Source organism: Eubacterium xylanophilum ATCC 35991 (assembly GCF_000518685.1).
In the GTDB taxonomy this organism is placed as follows: domain Bacteria; phylum Bacillota; class Clostridia; order Lachnospirales; family Lachnospiraceae; genus Eubacterium_F; species Eubacterium_F xylanophilum.
This window is the reverse complement of sequence record NZ_JAEB01000001.1, coordinates 125507-142478: the sequence shown is the minus strand read 5'-3', so window position 1 is coordinate 142478 and position 16972 is coordinate 125507. Positions and strand designations below refer to the sequence as shown.

Below are 16972 nucleotides of genomic sequence, written 5' to 3'. Positions count from 1 at the left end.
TTTTGACTTGATAATAGTGTGTTTCGTGGTTCAAGTCTTATTGTTCGGTATATAATTAAGCTTAATTGTAGTACCAGAAGACATTGTAGCATAATAGTTATTCTTTGTCAATGGTAATGGGAACGTATCCTACCACTTTGAAGTTGATATGGCTTGTTTAATACCATTTAATGTGCTATAATTATTTATAACACATTCCAATCTCATATTATACTAGGAGGATTAATCATGAAAAAAATATTATGTAAAATTCTAGTTCCTATACTAGGCATTACAATGATATTGAGTACATCATCAATATCATCAGCCACCTCTACAGATGTAACTATGATCGATGCCGGGACGGTTCTTGCCCCGGAAAAGCTCACACGAAAAGAGGAAGCATCTTACTTTAAAATATTTAAGATAACAAAAAAATCAGATGTTTATAAGAGAATTAACGGTAAATCATATAAGAAGAATCCCTATATAAAGCTGTCACAGCTTAGGTATCTAAAATTCGTTCACTACAACTACGACCATGAGCTCCAACTTGGCGAGATGATTGTCAATAAAAAAATCGCCAAGAATGCGATAACAATTCTCAAAAAAATGATGCGGAGCGGCTATGAGATAAAAAGCGCATTTTTAATTGACAATTATTGGTCAAAAGGTGGAGCGCAGGCAGCTGATAAAGCATCATGTGAGGCTGGAAATACGACAAGTTTTTGTTACAGAAAAACTGTAAAAGGCTCAAAAATATCAAAACACGCAACCGGTATGGCAATAGACCTCAATCCAATAGAAAACCCTTATCTTTCCAAGAAGAATGGAAAGTGGTTTTGTTCATACAAAAATGGAAAGCCTTATGTCAATCGCAAGAAACACAGAGATCATATGATTTCTCACAAGGATAAGGCTTTTAAATTATTTAAAAAATATGGTTTTAAATGGGGTGGCGACTGGCATAGTGTAAAGGATTATCAACATTTTGAGAAGTAATTAACTAGCTGACTATTATACCATCTTCAAGGAGAACGGAGCCAGAAAAGGCTCCGTTTTTACCTTTGCAAGTGGCAAACTCGGGTTATAGCACACACTATTTTAAAATGTCAAATTTTACAAAAACGCACACGTTATCTCTATAAAATTCTTCATTTCCATTTTCATCAAGCAGCGATATGATTAAGCATATTCCGCTCCCGTTATTGAAAAAATTTAAAAAATGTAAAACGAATTTTTCTTCTTTTCCACCAAAATATGATCACAACGTTTTTTAAGCCATTTTTTATACGTATTAAATGATTTAGCACTAACCTTTACACGCACTGAGGATGGCAATCCATTATCACCATTTGTAGCTTTAATTATTGGTGGTTTATTGGACATAAACACTATCGTATTTTCAGTCTCCGAAAACAACCCCAAATACCAATTCTGACGCAAATATTTAACTGACTTTGGAACTACAACTTTTTTTATTTTACCTGCCCATGCTATTCCTTCTTTCAAAACCTTAACCTTATCAGATATTTTTGCAATTTTCTTATTATCTGCTAAAGCTAACACAAGTTCTCTATTCTTCTTCTTATATATACAATTTTTATCTATTGCTAAACATTTATTATTTTTTGAAATCTTTATTTTGCGAGGTATAAAATTGCTCAATAAAGGGGTATCAAATGCCTCAACACATCCAGGAATATTAAGTGTTTTTTTTACATTTGAAAGAGAAAATACCGTTTTCATATCTGACTTGAGAATAACATCTCCCTTTTCGATATAATTTTTATTTCCCTTCTCAATATGTATTCTATTAAGCTTTTTACAATAGACAAATGCGGATTTATCTATGTCTTCAACTTTATTTGGAATATCGATTTTTTTTAGTTTCTCACACCTTGCAAATGTTCTAGTTGCTATTCTTTCAAGATTTTTCGGCAATTTTATCTTGCTCAAGCTCGTTAAACCGGCAAATGACCTTTTACCAATATAGGTGATAGTATCCGGCAATACTATTTGTGTTATGTTTTTATTATTTGCAGGGTATAATTTTTTTGGATTTAGCTCATCACCTTGGCTTTCAAATTTCTTCCCGAAAATATTAGTCCACTCATCATCGGAATCTCCTTCAACCCCCTTGTTGGTATAATCAAACCAAACTACCGGACTTCCATCAATCTTATCAGGAATTATCAGCTTTTTCACATTCTTTGAAACCTTTAGTTTTTGAATCCAACATCCGGAATCACCAAAACTTACTTTAGCGGTTACACCATCACTAATCTTTACTGTCCTAACATCATTTACTTTTGTATCAGAGTTATTATCCATGTTTTCTCCACGCACTTCTATAGAACCTATACTTGTAAAACAAGCGCATATTAACATGAATATTATTAATTTTTTTATCATTATGGTTTTCATATTCTCTCTCCTTTTAATCTTTAATTGTATTTATTTTCTTCTCGTCACTATAAACAGTTGCCCATCCGTACACACCAAGAATAGACGAATCTTTTTCTCCTGCTGCACGCATATAGTTTTGAAAATTAAATAGTCTATATGTTGCATCTTTGTCTTTTACTCCAGTATATTTTATTGAACGAGAGTTATAATAATCTCTCTTGTCTGGATCAGTTTTAATTGAATCAATCAAAAAGTCTCTAATTATATCTATTTCGCTTCTTTTATTGTTGTATCTTAATATAATATTATTTAGCACGGCAATTGCAGAATTCCATCTTCTTTCAACACATTTTTTATTATCTGCATGAAATGGATCTCCTGCCACCATGTCTCCATTTTCGTCTACTATGTGATCTATCCAATACCAATATCCATTTAAATATCTATATGATGCGTGTGCGTACAAATCTGTCGCTGTATGAGAAGCCATACCAAACATAAAGGCTTCCTTTTCTCTGCCCGTTTTCCCTTTAAGCTTTTGAGCAACATAATCTGTCAATCTTTTCTTAGTAGTTCCATATATCCCCAAATCTTTATATGAATTATAAACTACATTCAACATTGGAATTATACAAGAATCCTCCATACCTGTCACTCTTGCAACTCCACTTATTTTTTCTTTTATTTGTTTCAAAGTAGCATTTTTATTTAGACCATTTACAGCTCTTGCCACTTTATTCAAATACCTATAAATAGCTATACAATTTACATACCTTCCACCATGCAAACCATGATTATTTGACAAACCGTGAAGATTTGAATTAGAATCAGGTTCTTTAGCTCCATTTTGAAATTCCTTTACATTTGTATAATCTGCTGCAATTTTATCATGTTTTGACCAGCGTCCCTCAACAAGCGTATTGTTCCCAAATGAATCTATTTCACTCTCATTATTTTCAATATCATCAAAAATATTCTCTACTTTCTCAGAATCAGCCGATTCAATCCTAACGCCATTTTCATCTGCAACATTTACATCTTCTAACGTTGTATGCATCACTATTATTTTCACCTACACTATGTCGATTTAATTCCTCTCCATTTTCTAAAGACGTTTCTGTTACAGTGTAATCTCTTACACTATTAGAAACATTATTTGCAGAGTCATTACAGTAACTAGCCGTTGTCAGCATCATTACCGTCGACATCATTATACACATCGCTTTTTTAATCATTTGTTTTTCCTCCGTAGTAAAATTATCAACTTATGCGCATAGTCACTAAACAATTATATATATACATATAAATTGTCAAGCCCTTTTTGATATTTTAATTTATTTTTTAATAATAAGAGTCTCGGGAGTTTGACAGTTGAATAATAAAAAAAAACCTCTCAGGCCTCATCAGAATGGAAAGTGGTTTTGTTCATACAAAAAAAGAAAGCCTTATGTCAATCGCAAGAAACTCAGAGATCATATGATTTCTCACAAGGATAAGGCTTTTAAATTATTTAAAAAATATGGTTTTAAATGGGGTGGCGATTGGCATAGTGTAAAGGATTATCAACATTTTGAGAAGTAATCAACTAGCTGACTATTTTACCATCTTCAATGTTAATAGTTTTATCACATGCCGCGGCAACTTGGGGATCATGAGTAACAATTACAATTGTCTTACCTATTTCATTAAGTTGTTTAAATACTTTCATGATCTCCTTTCCTGTTTTCTGATCTAATGCTCCAAAGCATAATACGGCAAATATTGTAGATTTACGTAATCTTTCCGTACCCTTAGTTCTGAGCAAGAATCTTGTCACGCCAAATTAGAGAATAATACGGCTAGATATTCTAAAATAGTCATTTTTGCCGTACTTATTAGGAAATCACACTAAATGGTTACTCTCTAAAAAGAATATCGTACGGCAAAAATCGTTAAAAAAAGAATTCTTGCCGTATTTTGCGGCAAATTCCTTGAACAAGAATTCCACAAAAAAGATATCGTACGGCAAAAATCGTTAAAAAAAGATTTTTTGCCGTATTTTGCGGCAAATTCCTTGAACAAGAATTCCACAAAAAGATATCGTACGGCAAAAATCATTAAAAAAAGAATTTTTGCCGTATTCTGCGACACACAGAGCTACACGGCGCCAATAATGCCACACACCCCAGATTTAATTAAACTCCACCAAACACACTCTTTATCGCCTTCTCCAAAGATATATAATCCTCCACCGCCATCATTTCCCTGGCAGAATGCATGGCCAAGATAGGGATTCCCATATCAACCATCTTGACCGGAAGATACTTAGACGCCAGTGAGCCAAGTGTTCCGCCCTGCGGAGCGTCTGATCTACTGGCAAATTTTTGGTAAGGAATACTGGCGTTCTCAAGGATCATCATGACAGTAGCGACTGCCGAACTGTCAGTAACATAATTCTGGGCACTACTTCGCTTGATAACTACGCCATCACCTAGAAAATTCTTATTAGTTGGGTCCGATTTCTCTGGTTTGTTCGGATGATAACCATGAGCCACATCTACGGAAAGTGCAAATGAATTTAACAACATAGTGTTGATCTTATCCTCATCTAACCCTAAGCTGGATAAAATTTTATCCAATACTATTCTAAATATTTCCGAATCAGCTCCCTGCTTTGTCCTGCTTCCAATTTCCTCATTGTCAAATAAAGCAATTACATTGATTCCAGCAGGTCGTTTGGCATTAATTATTGCTTCTAGACACGCTGATACAGATGAGATATTATCAATTCTTGGGGCAGATATCATATCCTCTCTGAATCCAACCACATCACCTGCGCAGCAATTATATATGAACAATTCGTAGTCAAGAATCTCTGACTCAGATACGTGCAATTTCCTTGCAAGCATGTTCATGAAGAAATTCTTGTCTATTTTTTCTCCGCTAACACATGCAATAGCTGCCATATCTGTCTGTTTGTTAAGTTCTATTCCCTTATTAATCTCTCTGTTAAGGTGAATTGCGAGATTGGGAATTGTAAATAACGGACGTTCCATATCAATTATCTTAACTTCTGGTTCAAATGGATTATCACTTTTGAGCACTACTTTTCCTGCCACCGAAAGCATGCGATCCATCCATGTGTTGAGGATTGCTCCACCATAGACCTCAACATTGAGTTTTCCATAATTATTATCTACAATTTCCGGATTGCTTTTGACATAGAGGGATGGCTGATCTGTGTGAGCCATTGCAATTCTCAGGCTGTTTTCAGGTGTAATACTACTATCTCGATTCCAATTTTCCCCGACTGAGAAGGCGATTATGGATGAATCGTAAATATTTATAAAGTAATTATTTCCCGGAGAAATATCCCATTTTTCATCAGCAAGACAAAGGGGTTTAAATCCCTTTAATTCAAGCTCTTCTATTGAATTTTTTACGGTAGTAAAACTGCAGGTATCACTTGATATTCTATTCAAAAACTTATCTATAGTCTTAGTTCTTTCGTCCATATTTTATTCCTTTCTTTCTTTTCTTGTAAATCTCGCTGGAATATGCGAGAGCAAATCATTCTTTAAGTCCACAACCTTAACTCCCAAACTGATGACCGTTGCTTTGGGATTTATACTCAATATTCTCCTAATATAGCGACGAACGCGCCCTTCATATATTTCAACCTCCGTCATAGACTTGAGAATTCTCTCATTTAACTGATGATATTCCTTACTCTCTTTTGCGTTTTCATTTTTCAAAACCATATTTTCAAGCTTGTCACGGAGTTTGACAATCTCTTCTTTAATAATTCTAACTCGCTCAATAACAAATCTAAATGCAAGAGCATTTTTGACCGAAATCGTAGCATCTGACACAAAAATAATTGTGATAGCTAAAATTATATATTCTATATGTCTTACTTCCATAGACGAGAGAAAATATTCCAATGGTCTGTTGATATAGTACACTCCAAGGCATGACAATACTCCCCAGAAAAAAGCAGCTGGGATACATATGATATCGTCGATATTGCCTGGATAACCCGAATATGTCCAACATCTAATATCAAATACCCTATCCATAATACGCCCCGTTACTTCCTCCAAAAATGTAGCCACCAATGCCCCCGCAATAAAAAGAAGCCACCAAGTGTCACGAAATCTGGACGTGACCATAAATATCACAACTGCCCCAGACCCATAAAGCGGAATATATGGTCCATGTAAAAATCCTCTATTCAAAAGTTTTTTTGCAATTATTGATTCGTAAATACTCTCCCAAATCCATCCAATTATGCTGTAATAATAGAAAACCATTATCCAATAATTTACGCTATATAAACCATTTTCATACATTTAATAAATTCTGCTCCTATCTATTTAACGTCTCCTTAATTGACAAAGCCTTATCAACAAAACATACTAATAGCGCTTCCTTGGAGCGCGGCCAAGGAAATGTCAACGGAAACATATGATGCTTGATAATATCTTTTTCTTTTTTTGACAATCCAAAGTGTTTTTCTGCATTCTTCATAGCTATACCCGGATGAAAGAACCCATGAAGCCTGCGTTCCGGTTTGCCATCATGCCAGTCATATAAAAAATAGTCATGAAGTAATGCTCCTCTTATTAATTCTCGCTCATTCACCTTAATCTTTAGCTTACGAGCCAGTTTAAGACTATTATATGCAACATTAACAGAGTGTCTAAAAACTGACACTCTGCCATGTTGAATATATTCTTTTGTCTCTAAAAATCTAGAATTCGGATGTTCTACAATCTCTCGCAGAACATTTTTGAATATTTTTTTATCCCTACTAGTCATCTTTCCAATTATATGTGAAGTACTCGGTCCTTGATTTCTTGGGTTCTTCCTTGATTCCAGAACTGAGTTCCGATATACCCACATGTTCTTCTGGCAACTGACATCTTGTTCTGATCCCTATTACCACAATTAGGGCACTCCCAGACAAGCTTCCCAGTCTCGCTTTCCTTTATGATTATCTCTCCATTGTAACCGCATTCCTTACAGTAGTCACTCTTGGTATTGAGTTCTGCATACATAATATTATCATAAATATGCTTCATAAGTGCCAATACAGCCGGAATATTATCCTGCATATTTGGAACCTCGACATAGCTTATAGCTCCACCCGGCGAGAGTTTCTGAAACTCTGATTCGAAGGTGAGTTTTGAAAAAGCATCGATTTTTTCTGTGACATGTATATGATAACTATTAGTAATATAATTTCTGTCTGTAACACCCTTAATCTTACCAAATCTTCTCTGCAAACACTTCGCGAATCTATATGTCGTCGATTCCATCGGTGTTCCATAAACAGAATAACTGATATTTTCAGCGGCCTTCCACTCGGAACATTTATCATTCAAATACTGCATTACCTTCAAGGCAAATTCCTTACCTTCCTCGGTAGTATGAGACCTTCCGGTCATTCTCACACACATCTCATATAGACCGGCATATCCAAGTGAAATAGTCGAATAGCCATTGTAAAGCAATGGATCGATAACTTCACCCTTGCCTAGTCTAGCAAGCGCGCCATACTGCCACAAAATTGGAGCAGCGTCACTCTTGGTCCCCCTCAGTCTCTCATGTCGGCAACGAAGTGCACGGTGGCAAAGTTCGAGTCTCTCATCAAGAATCTTCCAAAACTTATCAAAATCTCCATATGACGAGCATGCCACGTCAACCAAGTTAATCGTAACTACGCCTTGGTTAAATCTTCCGTAAAACTTATGGCTTCCATCCGGATTCCTCTGAGAGTCCTCAACTGTCAAGAACGAACGACATCCCATACATGTGTATACTTCACCCTTCTTTAATTCTCTCATTACTTTGGCTGAAATATAATCTGGCACCATACGCTTAGCCGTGCATTCTGCTGCAAGCACAGTAAGATAATAGTACTCTGAATCCTCGTGAATATTGTCTTCATCAAGTACATATATAATCTTAGGGAACGCCGGTGTAATCCAGATACCGCGCTCATTCTTAACACCCTTTATTCGCTGTGTCAAAACTTCCTCTATAATCATTGCGAGGTCTTTGCGAGTTTGTCCCTCAACCTCATCAAGGTACATAAACATTGTAACAAATGGCGCCTGTCCATTACAAGTCATCAATGTAATCAATTGATACTGTATTGTCTGGATGCCGCGCTTTACCTCGTCTCTCAAACGACTATTTACAACATCTTCAAATCCCTTATCCGTATCAGATATTCCAAGTGCAGCATACTCTGCTCTCACTTCTTTTATAATCTTCTGGCGACTTATATCTACAAATGGCGCCAAGTGTGACAAAGAAAAAGACTGTCCACCATACTGATTACTTGCAACCTGAGCCACAATCTGAGTTGTAACATTGCAAGCCGTATAAAATGAATGTGGCTTTTCAATAAGCGTATCACTGATTACGGTTCCATTCTGCAACATATCCTCAAGATTGATAAGATCACAATTGTGCTCCTTCTGCGCATAATAATCGGAATCATGAAAATGAATAATTCCCTCTTTGTGAGCTTGTACTATGTCTTGTGGAAGAAGCAATCTCATTGTTAAGTCCTTGCTTACTTGGCCAGCCATATAATCTCTCTGAGTAGAATTGATACTGGCATCTTTGTTTGAATTTTCCTGATTAACTTCCTCATTGTTGCATTCTATCAGTGATAGAATCTCGCTATCAGTAGTATTTGCTTTTCTTGCCAACTCACGTTGATATCTGTACCTTACATACTTCTGAGCTATTTCATAACCACCCTCACGCATTATCCCTATTTCCACCAAATCTTGGATATTCTCCACGTTCACTGCATGAGACATATTTTCAATCTGACGCACCACACGATTAGTAATGTCTGCTATCTGAAGTAATGTGAGTTGCTTCTTCTCATCAACCTCATCATTCGCCTTCTGAATAGCATTACTAATCTTCTCAGCATTGAACTCCACTTCTTCTCCATTACGCTTAATTACTCTGATTTTTCCCATAATAACCTTCCCTTGATACATATTTTTCTAGACGGATAATCTTTGGCACCCCAAAAATCTCCATTTTACCGCAAATAATGAGAGTGGACTAAATAACCACTCTCATACTTGTCAAGCACAACATATTGTATTTATATGATACCACTCATACTATCAATTGTAAAGATGAAATGTTGTTTTTTTTGGATTCGATTCAGTCTGCAATGATTTTGGGGTTAATTTGGTTTTCTATGCAAAATGGATAAGTAAGGGGATGGCAGAGGCTTCTCTTCTTGCTTCTGGGATGGGGCATGTTTGCTGATCCTGAGGGAAAATACGGCTAGATTCCACTTTTCCCGACTTTTTTCCGTACGTATCTTGTCTACAAACTTTTGTGTTCATTATATTTGACTCATATTACGGCTAGATTTCTATAATCTTGCTATTTTTCCGTACCCATCCTATTTCTCAGATTATGTGCTCATTGTTTTTTCCAAAATCGTATTATCAGTACGGCTAAATTTTCAATTCTTCTAAATCTAGCCGTATTCTCCTCTAATTTGCCGTGACATACTTATCTTTTTTTTTCTTGTCGTACGGCTAAATTTACATTATTACTAAATCTAGCCGTATTCTCCTCTAATTTGCCGTGACATACTTTCCATCTTCTCCCATCCACGTATAAACGACACTTGACAACGCACTCTAATCTAGTTATTATTTAATAGTAATTGTACTAAACACATTATGTATTTGATAGGGGGAAATATGATTAATACTGAAAATTCAATATTATTAGAACCAGATGTAATTACCAAAAACAAAAAAACTATAAGAAAAATCAAGCGTAGGCTCAAGTCTGCGCCACCGGGAAAACTCAAGATTTCAAGGTGTAAAAACAGTTTGCAATACTACCATAGGGAAACTCCAAGTTCCACAACGGGGACATATATTTCCAAGTCCAATTCCAGCTTATTAAAAAAGCTTGTACAAAAGAGTTATGACAAAGATGTCCTTGTGCTGCTTCAAAAGAAACAAGAATTATTAGAGTTATTTAAAGAATACTCTAGTTGCAATGATGCAATTAAAAATTTACATACTAGCTTTCCAGGAGAACTCCAACAGTACATCGAACTTGCCGAGACGAGTGATGAGGATTATATTAATTGGTGGATGAATCTTCCTTGGGAAGATTATAATAGCTATCACAATGACACTGATTTTTACACAGACAACAACGAACATGTTAGATCAAAAACTGAGATAAATATTGCAAATCTCCTTAAAAAAAATGGTATTCCTTATAAATATGAATATCCATTTCACTTAAGTGACGGAAAAACTATATATCCCGATTTCACAGTACTAAATATCAGAGAAAGAAGAGTTATCATTTGGGAACACCGTGGTATGATGGATGATTCATTTTATGCTAATCATGCTATCTCGAGATTCCGAGACTACGAGAATGAGGGCTTATATCAGGGAAGAGATTTTATTGTAACGGAGGAAACCTCCGAACATTCGCTTGGAACCAAGCATATTCAACTAATAATTAATAGATTCTTTTCATGACAAAAGGGCACCGTCTGTACCGCCCCCCAAAAGCTAGACCTAAAATCTAACGATTGGAGGTCGGTACAGACTGAGGTGCCCTTCTATTATTACCCTATATTACTCCGCATCAATAGTTGATATTCCCATAGTCAATTCCTCGAGGACATCAAGCAATACGCGGACAGTATCAAGACTCGTAAACATGGTCACGTTGTTTTCACTGGCACATCGCCTAATTGAAACACCATCGCCATAGTGAATTCCAGACAAGATCGCTCTCGTATTAATTACGTAACTAACATAGCCTGATCGTATGGCATCTAGAACATCTTCGCTTCCGTCGCTCATCTTGCCTCGGATGCGGGTGCGAATTCCATTCTCCTTGAGAAATACTCCAGTTCCGATGGTTGCTTCGATGTTGAATCCCATGTCATAAAAACGCTTAACGATCGGAAGGGCTTCCTCCTTGTCTTCATCAGCAAGAGTTACCATGACTGTTCCATAATTGTGAAGCTTAATTCCGGAGGCAACCAATGCCTTGTACATGGCTCTGTGAAGCTTTCTGTCATAACCAATCGCCTCACCGGTTGACTTCATCTCAGGTGATAGATAAGCATCCATTCCACGGAGCTTTGAGAAAGAGAAGGCAGGTGCCTTGACATAATATCTATTTTTCTCCTCTGGATATAACATATTTATCCCCTGTTTTTTTAGCGACTCGCCGAGAATTACATAAGTTGCAATGTCCGGCAAGCTATATCCTGTCGCTTTTGACAGGAATGGAACAGTTCTGGATGAACGAGGATTTACCTCGATAATATATACATTTTCTTCTTTATCCACGATGAATTGTATGTTAAATAGTCCGATAATTCCAATTCCAAGGCCAAGCCTCTTAGTATAATCAAGAATTTTTTCTTTTACATTGTCGGAGATTGAATATGGAGGATATACACTTATGGAATCTCCAGAATGGACTCCAGTCCTCTCAACCAATTCCATAATTCCAGGGACAAATACATCTGTTCCATCGCAAATGGCATCAACCTCTACTTCCTTACCGCGGATGTATTTATCTACGAGAACCGGCTTATCTTCGTCGATTTCAACGGCAGTCTTGAGGTATTCACGTAAGTGTTCTTCCTTGGCAACAATTCTCATAGCTCGCCCGCCAAGTACGAAACTTGGTCTCACGAGAACAGGATATCCGATTTCCTCTGCAACCTTTACTCCGTCTTCGATGCTAGTTACCGCAAAGCCCTTTGGTTGGGGAATGTCAAGTTCTTTGAGCAAGTTTTCGAATAAATCTCTGTTTTCTGCACGGTCGATGGCATCGCAATCTGTTCCGATAATCTTAACTCCACGCTCCATAAGAGGGGTGGCAAGATTGATGGCAGTCTGTCCACCGAGGGACGCGATGACTCCCTCAGGCTTCTCCATATTGATGATATTCATCACATCTTCCGGAGTGAGGGGTTCAAAATAAAGCTTATCACTGGTTGTATAGTCTGTAGATACTGTCTCCGGATTGTTATTTATTATAATGGCCTCATAGCCGTATTCCCTGATTGTCTTAATGGCATGAACAGTAGAGTAATCAAACTCCACACCCTGTCCAATTCTAATTGGGCCGGAACCGAGAACGATAATCTTCTTCTTTCCTGAGTCAACAGACTCGTTATACTGTTCATATGTAGAATAAAAATATGGTATATAACTATCAAACTCAGAGGCACAGCTGTCTATCATTTTGTAAACAGGGAAAATATTCTGTTCTTTTCTGAGATTATAAACCTCAATCTCAGACATTTCCCAGAGTTTAGCAATATAAGTATCTGAAAATCCAAGTTTCTTTGCCTCTATTAAAACGCTCAAATCACCCTTGTTATCTGACAGCATACGCTCCATAGCAATAATATTTCTAATCTTTACAAGGAATATTTTATCTATCTGTGTAATCTCGTGTATTTTGTCTAACTCCACATCTCTTCTGAAGAGTTCTGCTATGGCAAACAATCTATCGTCAGTTCCAAGACCGATATAGTCGAGAATTTCTTCTGTTGATATATCATCAAACTTGTCATGATAGATGTGGACAACTCCGATTTCAAGGGACCTCACAGCTTTTAATAGGCTCTCTTCAATTGTCCTTCCTACTGCCATGACCTCTCCTGTGGCCTTCATCTGTGTTCCAAGTGTATTATTGGCATCTGCAAACTTATCAAATGGGAACCTTGACATCTTTGTAACCACATAGTCAAGACTTGGCTCAAAGGACGCCGGTGTATTGGCGAGCATAATCTCATCAAGATTCATGCCTATACTTATCTTGGCTGATACCCTTGCAATAGGATAACCACTAGCCTTTGACGCAAGTGCCGAAGACCTAGAAACACGAGGGTTTACCTCAATCAAATAGTATTGAAATGATTCCGGATCAAGTGCAAACTGAACATTGCATCCACCCTTGATTTCAAGCTCACGGATAATCTTAAGCGCACTGTCTCTGAGCATATGATACTCTTTGTTTGTAAGTGTTTGAGACGGACAAACCACGGTAGAATCGCCTGTGTGAATACCTACCGGATCTATATTTTCCATATTACAAATAGTAATTGCCGTGTCATTGGCATCACGCATTACTTCGTATTCTATTTCCTTATATCCCTTAATACTCTTCTCCACCAAAACCTGATTAACTGGGGAAAGTTCCAAAGCATTCTTCATCATCTCGATGAACTCTTCTTCATTAGAGACAAATCCGCCGCCCGTTCCTCCAAGTGTATAGGCAGGACGCAAAATAAGCGGATAGCCGATTTGCTTAGCCGCTTCAAGTCCCTCTTCCATTGTATTGGCAATAACTGAAGGAAGTACCGGCTCGCCCAGTCTCTCACAGAGCTCCTTAAAAAGCTCTCTGTCCTCTGCCATCTCTATACTCTTGCTTCCCGTACCGAGAAGCTCCACGTTACACTCCTTGAGGATACCACGCTTTTCCAACTGAATAGCAAGGTTAAGTCCGGTCTGACCACCGAGGCTTGGAACGATTGCATCAGGTCTCTCGTAGCGGACTATTTTGGCAATATACTCGAGGTTAAGAGGTTCCATATATACTTTATCTGCAATGGCCGGATCTGTCATGATTGTCGCAGGATTTGAATTGCAAAGGATGACTTCATACCCCTCTTCTTTAAGGGCAAGACAAGCCTGCGTTCCCGCATAATCAAACTCTGCTGCCTGACCAATTATAATCGGGCCGGATCCGATAACCATAATTTTCTTCAAATCAGTTCTCTTTGGCACTTTATTTCCCCTCCTTCATATTGTCGATAAATATGTCAAACAAATACCCGCTATCCTGTGGACCAGGCGCACTTTCCGGATGATACTGAACACTAAATACATTGTCCTTATCACACTTCACACCCTCGATTGTGTTGTCGAGAATATTTATATGTGTCGCCTCCAAATCTGTATTTGCAAGACTCTTGTCATCCACCGCATATGAGTGGTTCTGAGAAGTTATCTCTATCTTCCCATTGGAAATGTTCCGCACAGGGTGGTTGCCACCTCTGTGTCCAAACTTGAGTTTATATGTTTGGGCTCCATACACAAGGGAGATGATCTGGTGACCAAGGCAAATTCCAAAGATAGGATATTTACCTACAAGCTGTTTCACTGTCTCAACTACTTCAACAGCGTCCTCTGGGTTACCCGGCCCGTTGGAGATAAATATTCCGTCTGGCTTGAGCTCCTTGATTTTCTCCGCCGATGTGTTGTATGGAACTACCGTAACTTTACACTTCTTTTTCAACAAGCTGCGAAGGATATTCAACTTCATTCCGCAGTCAATTGCCACTACGTGAAAGTCATATTTTTCTGGCTCCTTCACATATATTTCCTTGGTGCTGACGCGGCTAACCGCATCCTTTGGAAGTTCTGTCTTCTTGAGAATTTCCAAGCCTTCCTCAAGAGATGTATCAATATCTGTAATTAATACCTTTCTGCTTCCAAGATCTCTGATAGAACGAGTGATGGCTCTGGTATCAACGCCCTGGATTCCCGGAATTCCATATTCCTTCATCACCTCTGATAAAGTCTTATTACTCCGAAAATTGGAAGGCTCATCGTTATACTCTCTAACGATGAATCCTCCCAAGCTTGGATTTACTGTCTCATAATCGTCATCATTCATACCATAGTTTCCAATCAGTGGATAGGTCATAACCACACTCTGATCAGTGTAGGATGGATCTGACAATATTTCTTGATATCCCACCATAGACGTGTTGAACACGAGTTCAGTGACTCTGTCGCAATCAGCGCCAAAGCCGTATCCAGCGAATTCAACTCCATCTTCAAGAATAATCTTTCTATTCTTTTTTTCTATCAATGAATAACACCTCTTTTTTCATTCTGATTTTTACCACATTAGATTATACACCCTTTTTTCAAATAACGCTAGCATAATTTTTTATTTTCCACTATCGCCGTAATTCGAGAGAAATCTCGCACTTGGATCCCCTACATCACAGCCCTCCCATGACTTGTTTGGCATCCAAAAATCTACAACCATATTCGCTTGTCCAGGATAATACTTTTCAAAAATCTCTCTATACAAAAGGCTTTCCTTGGTAAATGGTGTCTTCTCCGAATATTTTTTTATCTTTTCGGCGTACTCCTCATCGGAGTAAAATTCCTCGGCATATTCCTTAATATCATCAACCATGCTGTGTCCCACTGCATCGCTGAAGGCTGCTTTCTCTCTCCAGAGAATCTGCTCCGGAAGAATCTCATCCTGCTCAAAAGCTTTCCTGAGAAGGTATTTGCCCTTGCCATATGTATTCATCTTAGCTGCCGGATCCACCTGCATCACATATCTGGCAAAATCAAGGTCTCCAAAAGGAACTCTCGCCTCCAGACTGTTGGCTGCAAGACATCGATCCGCTCTCAACACATCATACATGTACAGCTCTCGCATTCTCTTCTCCGCTTCCCGCTGAAAACTTTCTGCGTCCGGTGCAAAATCCGTATACTTGTATCCAAATAATTCATCAGAGATTTCACCTGTCATAAGTGTTTTAATATCAGTCTTTTCATGGATATATTTGCACAAAAGATACATTCCAACACTAGCTCTAATCGTAGTAATATCATAGGTTGCCAAGTGTCTAATAACCTCTTCTAGCGAATCTAATACATCCTTTTTGGTCATTATCACTTCCGTGTGAACTGCTCCTATATAATCTGCAACCTGCTTTGCATACTTGAGGTCGATAGCATCTACATCCATTCCTATTGCAAATGTTCTGATAGGCGCTCCTGAGATATTTGCCGCAAGCGCACATACAAGACTTGAATCGAGTCCACCCGACAGAAGATAACCCATCGGCGCATCAGCGTCCATTCTCTTCTCTACACCGGCTTTCAAGAGATCGTGAATATTTTTCGTTATCTCTTCAACTGAATGATGTTTATAGGAATCAACGTGTCCGATATCCTCATACTTTTCGAATTTTCCGTCATGATAGATCGTTCCCGGCGGAAATGGTTTTATCTCGTCAGTCAACTCCACAAGGTTAATCGCCTCGCTGGCAAACATAATGTTGCCACTTTTGCTATACCCATAGAAAAGCGGGCGAATTCCGATTGGATCCCTTGCTGCTATGAGCCCCTTCTCCTTGTCATATATCACAAAAGCGTACTCTGCATCCAAGTGCGCAGGCATCTCAAGACCATATCGCTCTAGAAGAGGGAGGATGATCTCACAGTCAGATCCGCTTTTGAACTCATATCCATCTCTCTCAAGTTCCTTCTTGATTCTTCGAAAGCCATACAACTCGCCATTACATATTACGAAGTTGCCATTTCTCTCAAATGGCTGCATTCCCTCTTCTGTGAGCCCCATAATAGCAAGTCTCATAAATCCAAGATAGCCTGTTTCAGTCTCAATAACTCTCGCATCATCCGGTCCACGATGCTCAGACTTCAGCATATTTTTCTTAAATTCTTCAATGGAAATATCCTTTCCCTCGTAACACATAATTGAACACATATTGTTGCCT

General features: G+C 38.0%; 13 protein-coding genes. 3 read left to right on the top strand and 10 right to left on the bottom strand.

Annotation, left to right across the window (positions count from 1 at the left end; genetic code table 11):
- Positions 1 to 228: 228 nt before the first annotated feature.
- A complete protein-coding gene (locus L877_RS0100600) occupies positions 229 to 981 on the top strand; it encodes a M15 family metallopeptidase (RefSeq protein WP_051437586.1) in 753 nt (250 codons plus the stop codon).
- A 216-nt stretch (positions 982 to 1197) separates the two neighbouring features.
- On the opposite strand, the gene L877_RS0100595 is transcribed toward L877_RS0100600, so the two are convergent.
- Together L877_RS0100595 and L877_RS0100590 are read right to left on the bottom strand one after the other, a co-directional pair.
- Entirely contained in the window at positions 1198 to 2406 is a 1209-nt protein-coding gene (locus tag L877_RS0100595; protein WP_026834436.1) for a leucine-rich repeat domain-containing protein, read from the bottom strand.
- Positions 2407 to 2419: 13 nt separating this feature from the next.
- On the bottom strand, positions 2420 to 3460 hold the full coding sequence (locus L877_RS0100590) for a hypothetical protein (RefSeq protein WP_156922948.1): 1041 nt from the start codon (positions 3458 to 3460) through the stop codon (positions 2420 to 2422).
- 299 nt (positions 3461 to 3759) lie between these two features.
- On the opposite strand from L877_RS0100590, the gene L877_RS0100585 reads away from it, so the two are divergent.
- Positions 3760 to 3969 (top strand): M15 family metallopeptidase, encoded by a 210-nt coding sequence (locus L877_RS0100585; protein WP_026834434.1) that lies wholly within the window; start codon positions 3760 to 3762, stop codon positions 3967 to 3969.
- 4 nt (positions 3970 to 3973) lie between these two features.
- Here L877_RS0100585 and L877_RS14450 read toward each other — a convergent pair whose 3' ends face one another.
- The 5 genes from L877_RS14450 to nrdD form a co-directional block, all read right to left on the bottom strand.
- Positions 3974 to 4096, bottom strand: a complete 123-nt coding sequence (locus L877_RS14450; RefSeq protein WP_278244170.1) for a hypothetical protein — start codon at positions 4094 to 4096, stop codon at positions 3974 to 3976.
- A gap of 466 nt (positions 4097 to 4562) precedes the next feature.
- Positions 4563 to 5882 carry a M18 family aminopeptidase gene (locus tag L877_RS0100575; protein WP_026834433.1) on the bottom strand — a complete coding sequence of 440 codons (1320 nt, stop codon included), beginning with the start codon at positions 5880 to 5882 and terminating at the stop codon, positions 4563 to 4565.
- Positions 5883 to 5885: 3 nt separating this feature from the next.
- Positions 5886 to 6719 (bottom strand): putative ABC transporter permease, encoded by an 834-nt coding sequence (locus L877_RS0100570; RefSeq protein ID WP_026834432.1) that lies wholly within the window; start codon positions 6717 to 6719, stop codon positions 5886 to 5888.
- A gap of 16 nt (positions 6720 to 6735) precedes the next feature.
- On the bottom strand, positions 6736 to 7188 hold the full coding sequence (locus L877_RS0100565) for an HD domain-containing protein (RefSeq protein ID WP_034784719.1): 453 nt from the start codon (positions 7186 to 7188) through the stop codon (positions 6736 to 6738).
- Positions 7189 to 7196: 8 nt separating this feature from the next.
- Entirely contained in the window at positions 7197 to 9365 is a 2169-nt protein-coding gene (nrdD, locus tag L877_RS0100560) for an anaerobic ribonucleoside-triphosphate reductase (RefSeq protein ID WP_341349116.1), read from the bottom strand.
- 756 nt (positions 9366 to 10121) lie between these two features.
- On the opposite strand from nrdD, the gene L877_RS13230 reads away from it, so the two are divergent.
- Positions 10122 to 10928 (top strand): PDDEXK family nuclease, encoded by an 807-nt coding sequence (locus L877_RS13230; RefSeq protein ID WP_026834429.1) that lies wholly within the window; start codon positions 10122 to 10124, stop codon positions 10926 to 10928.
- A 99-nt stretch (positions 10929 to 11027) separates the two neighbouring features.
- Here the strand turns inward: L877_RS13230 and carB are convergent, their stop codons facing one another.
- From carB to asnB, 3 genes are all read right to left on the bottom strand, one after another.
- Positions 11028 to 14210, bottom strand: a complete 3183-nt coding sequence (gene carB / locus L877_RS0100550) for a carbamoyl-phosphate synthase large subunit (protein ID WP_026834428.1) — start codon at positions 14208 to 14210, stop codon at positions 11028 to 11030.
- Position 14211: 1 nt separating this feature from the next.
- The gene (carA, locus tag L877_RS0100545) at positions 14212 to 15300 is read right to left on the bottom strand and encodes a glutamine-hydrolyzing carbamoyl-phosphate synthase small subunit (protein ID WP_341349111.1); all 1089 of its coding nucleotides are present in this window, start codon (positions 15298 to 15300) and stop codon (positions 14212 to 14214) included.
- 81 nt (positions 15301 to 15381) lie between these two features.
- Positions 15382 to 16962 (bottom strand): asparagine synthase B, encoded by a 1581-nt coding sequence (gene asnB / locus L877_RS0100540; RefSeq protein WP_026834426.1) that lies wholly within the window; start codon positions 16960 to 16962, stop codon positions 15382 to 15384.
- Positions 16963 to 16972 lie beyond the last annotated feature (10 nt).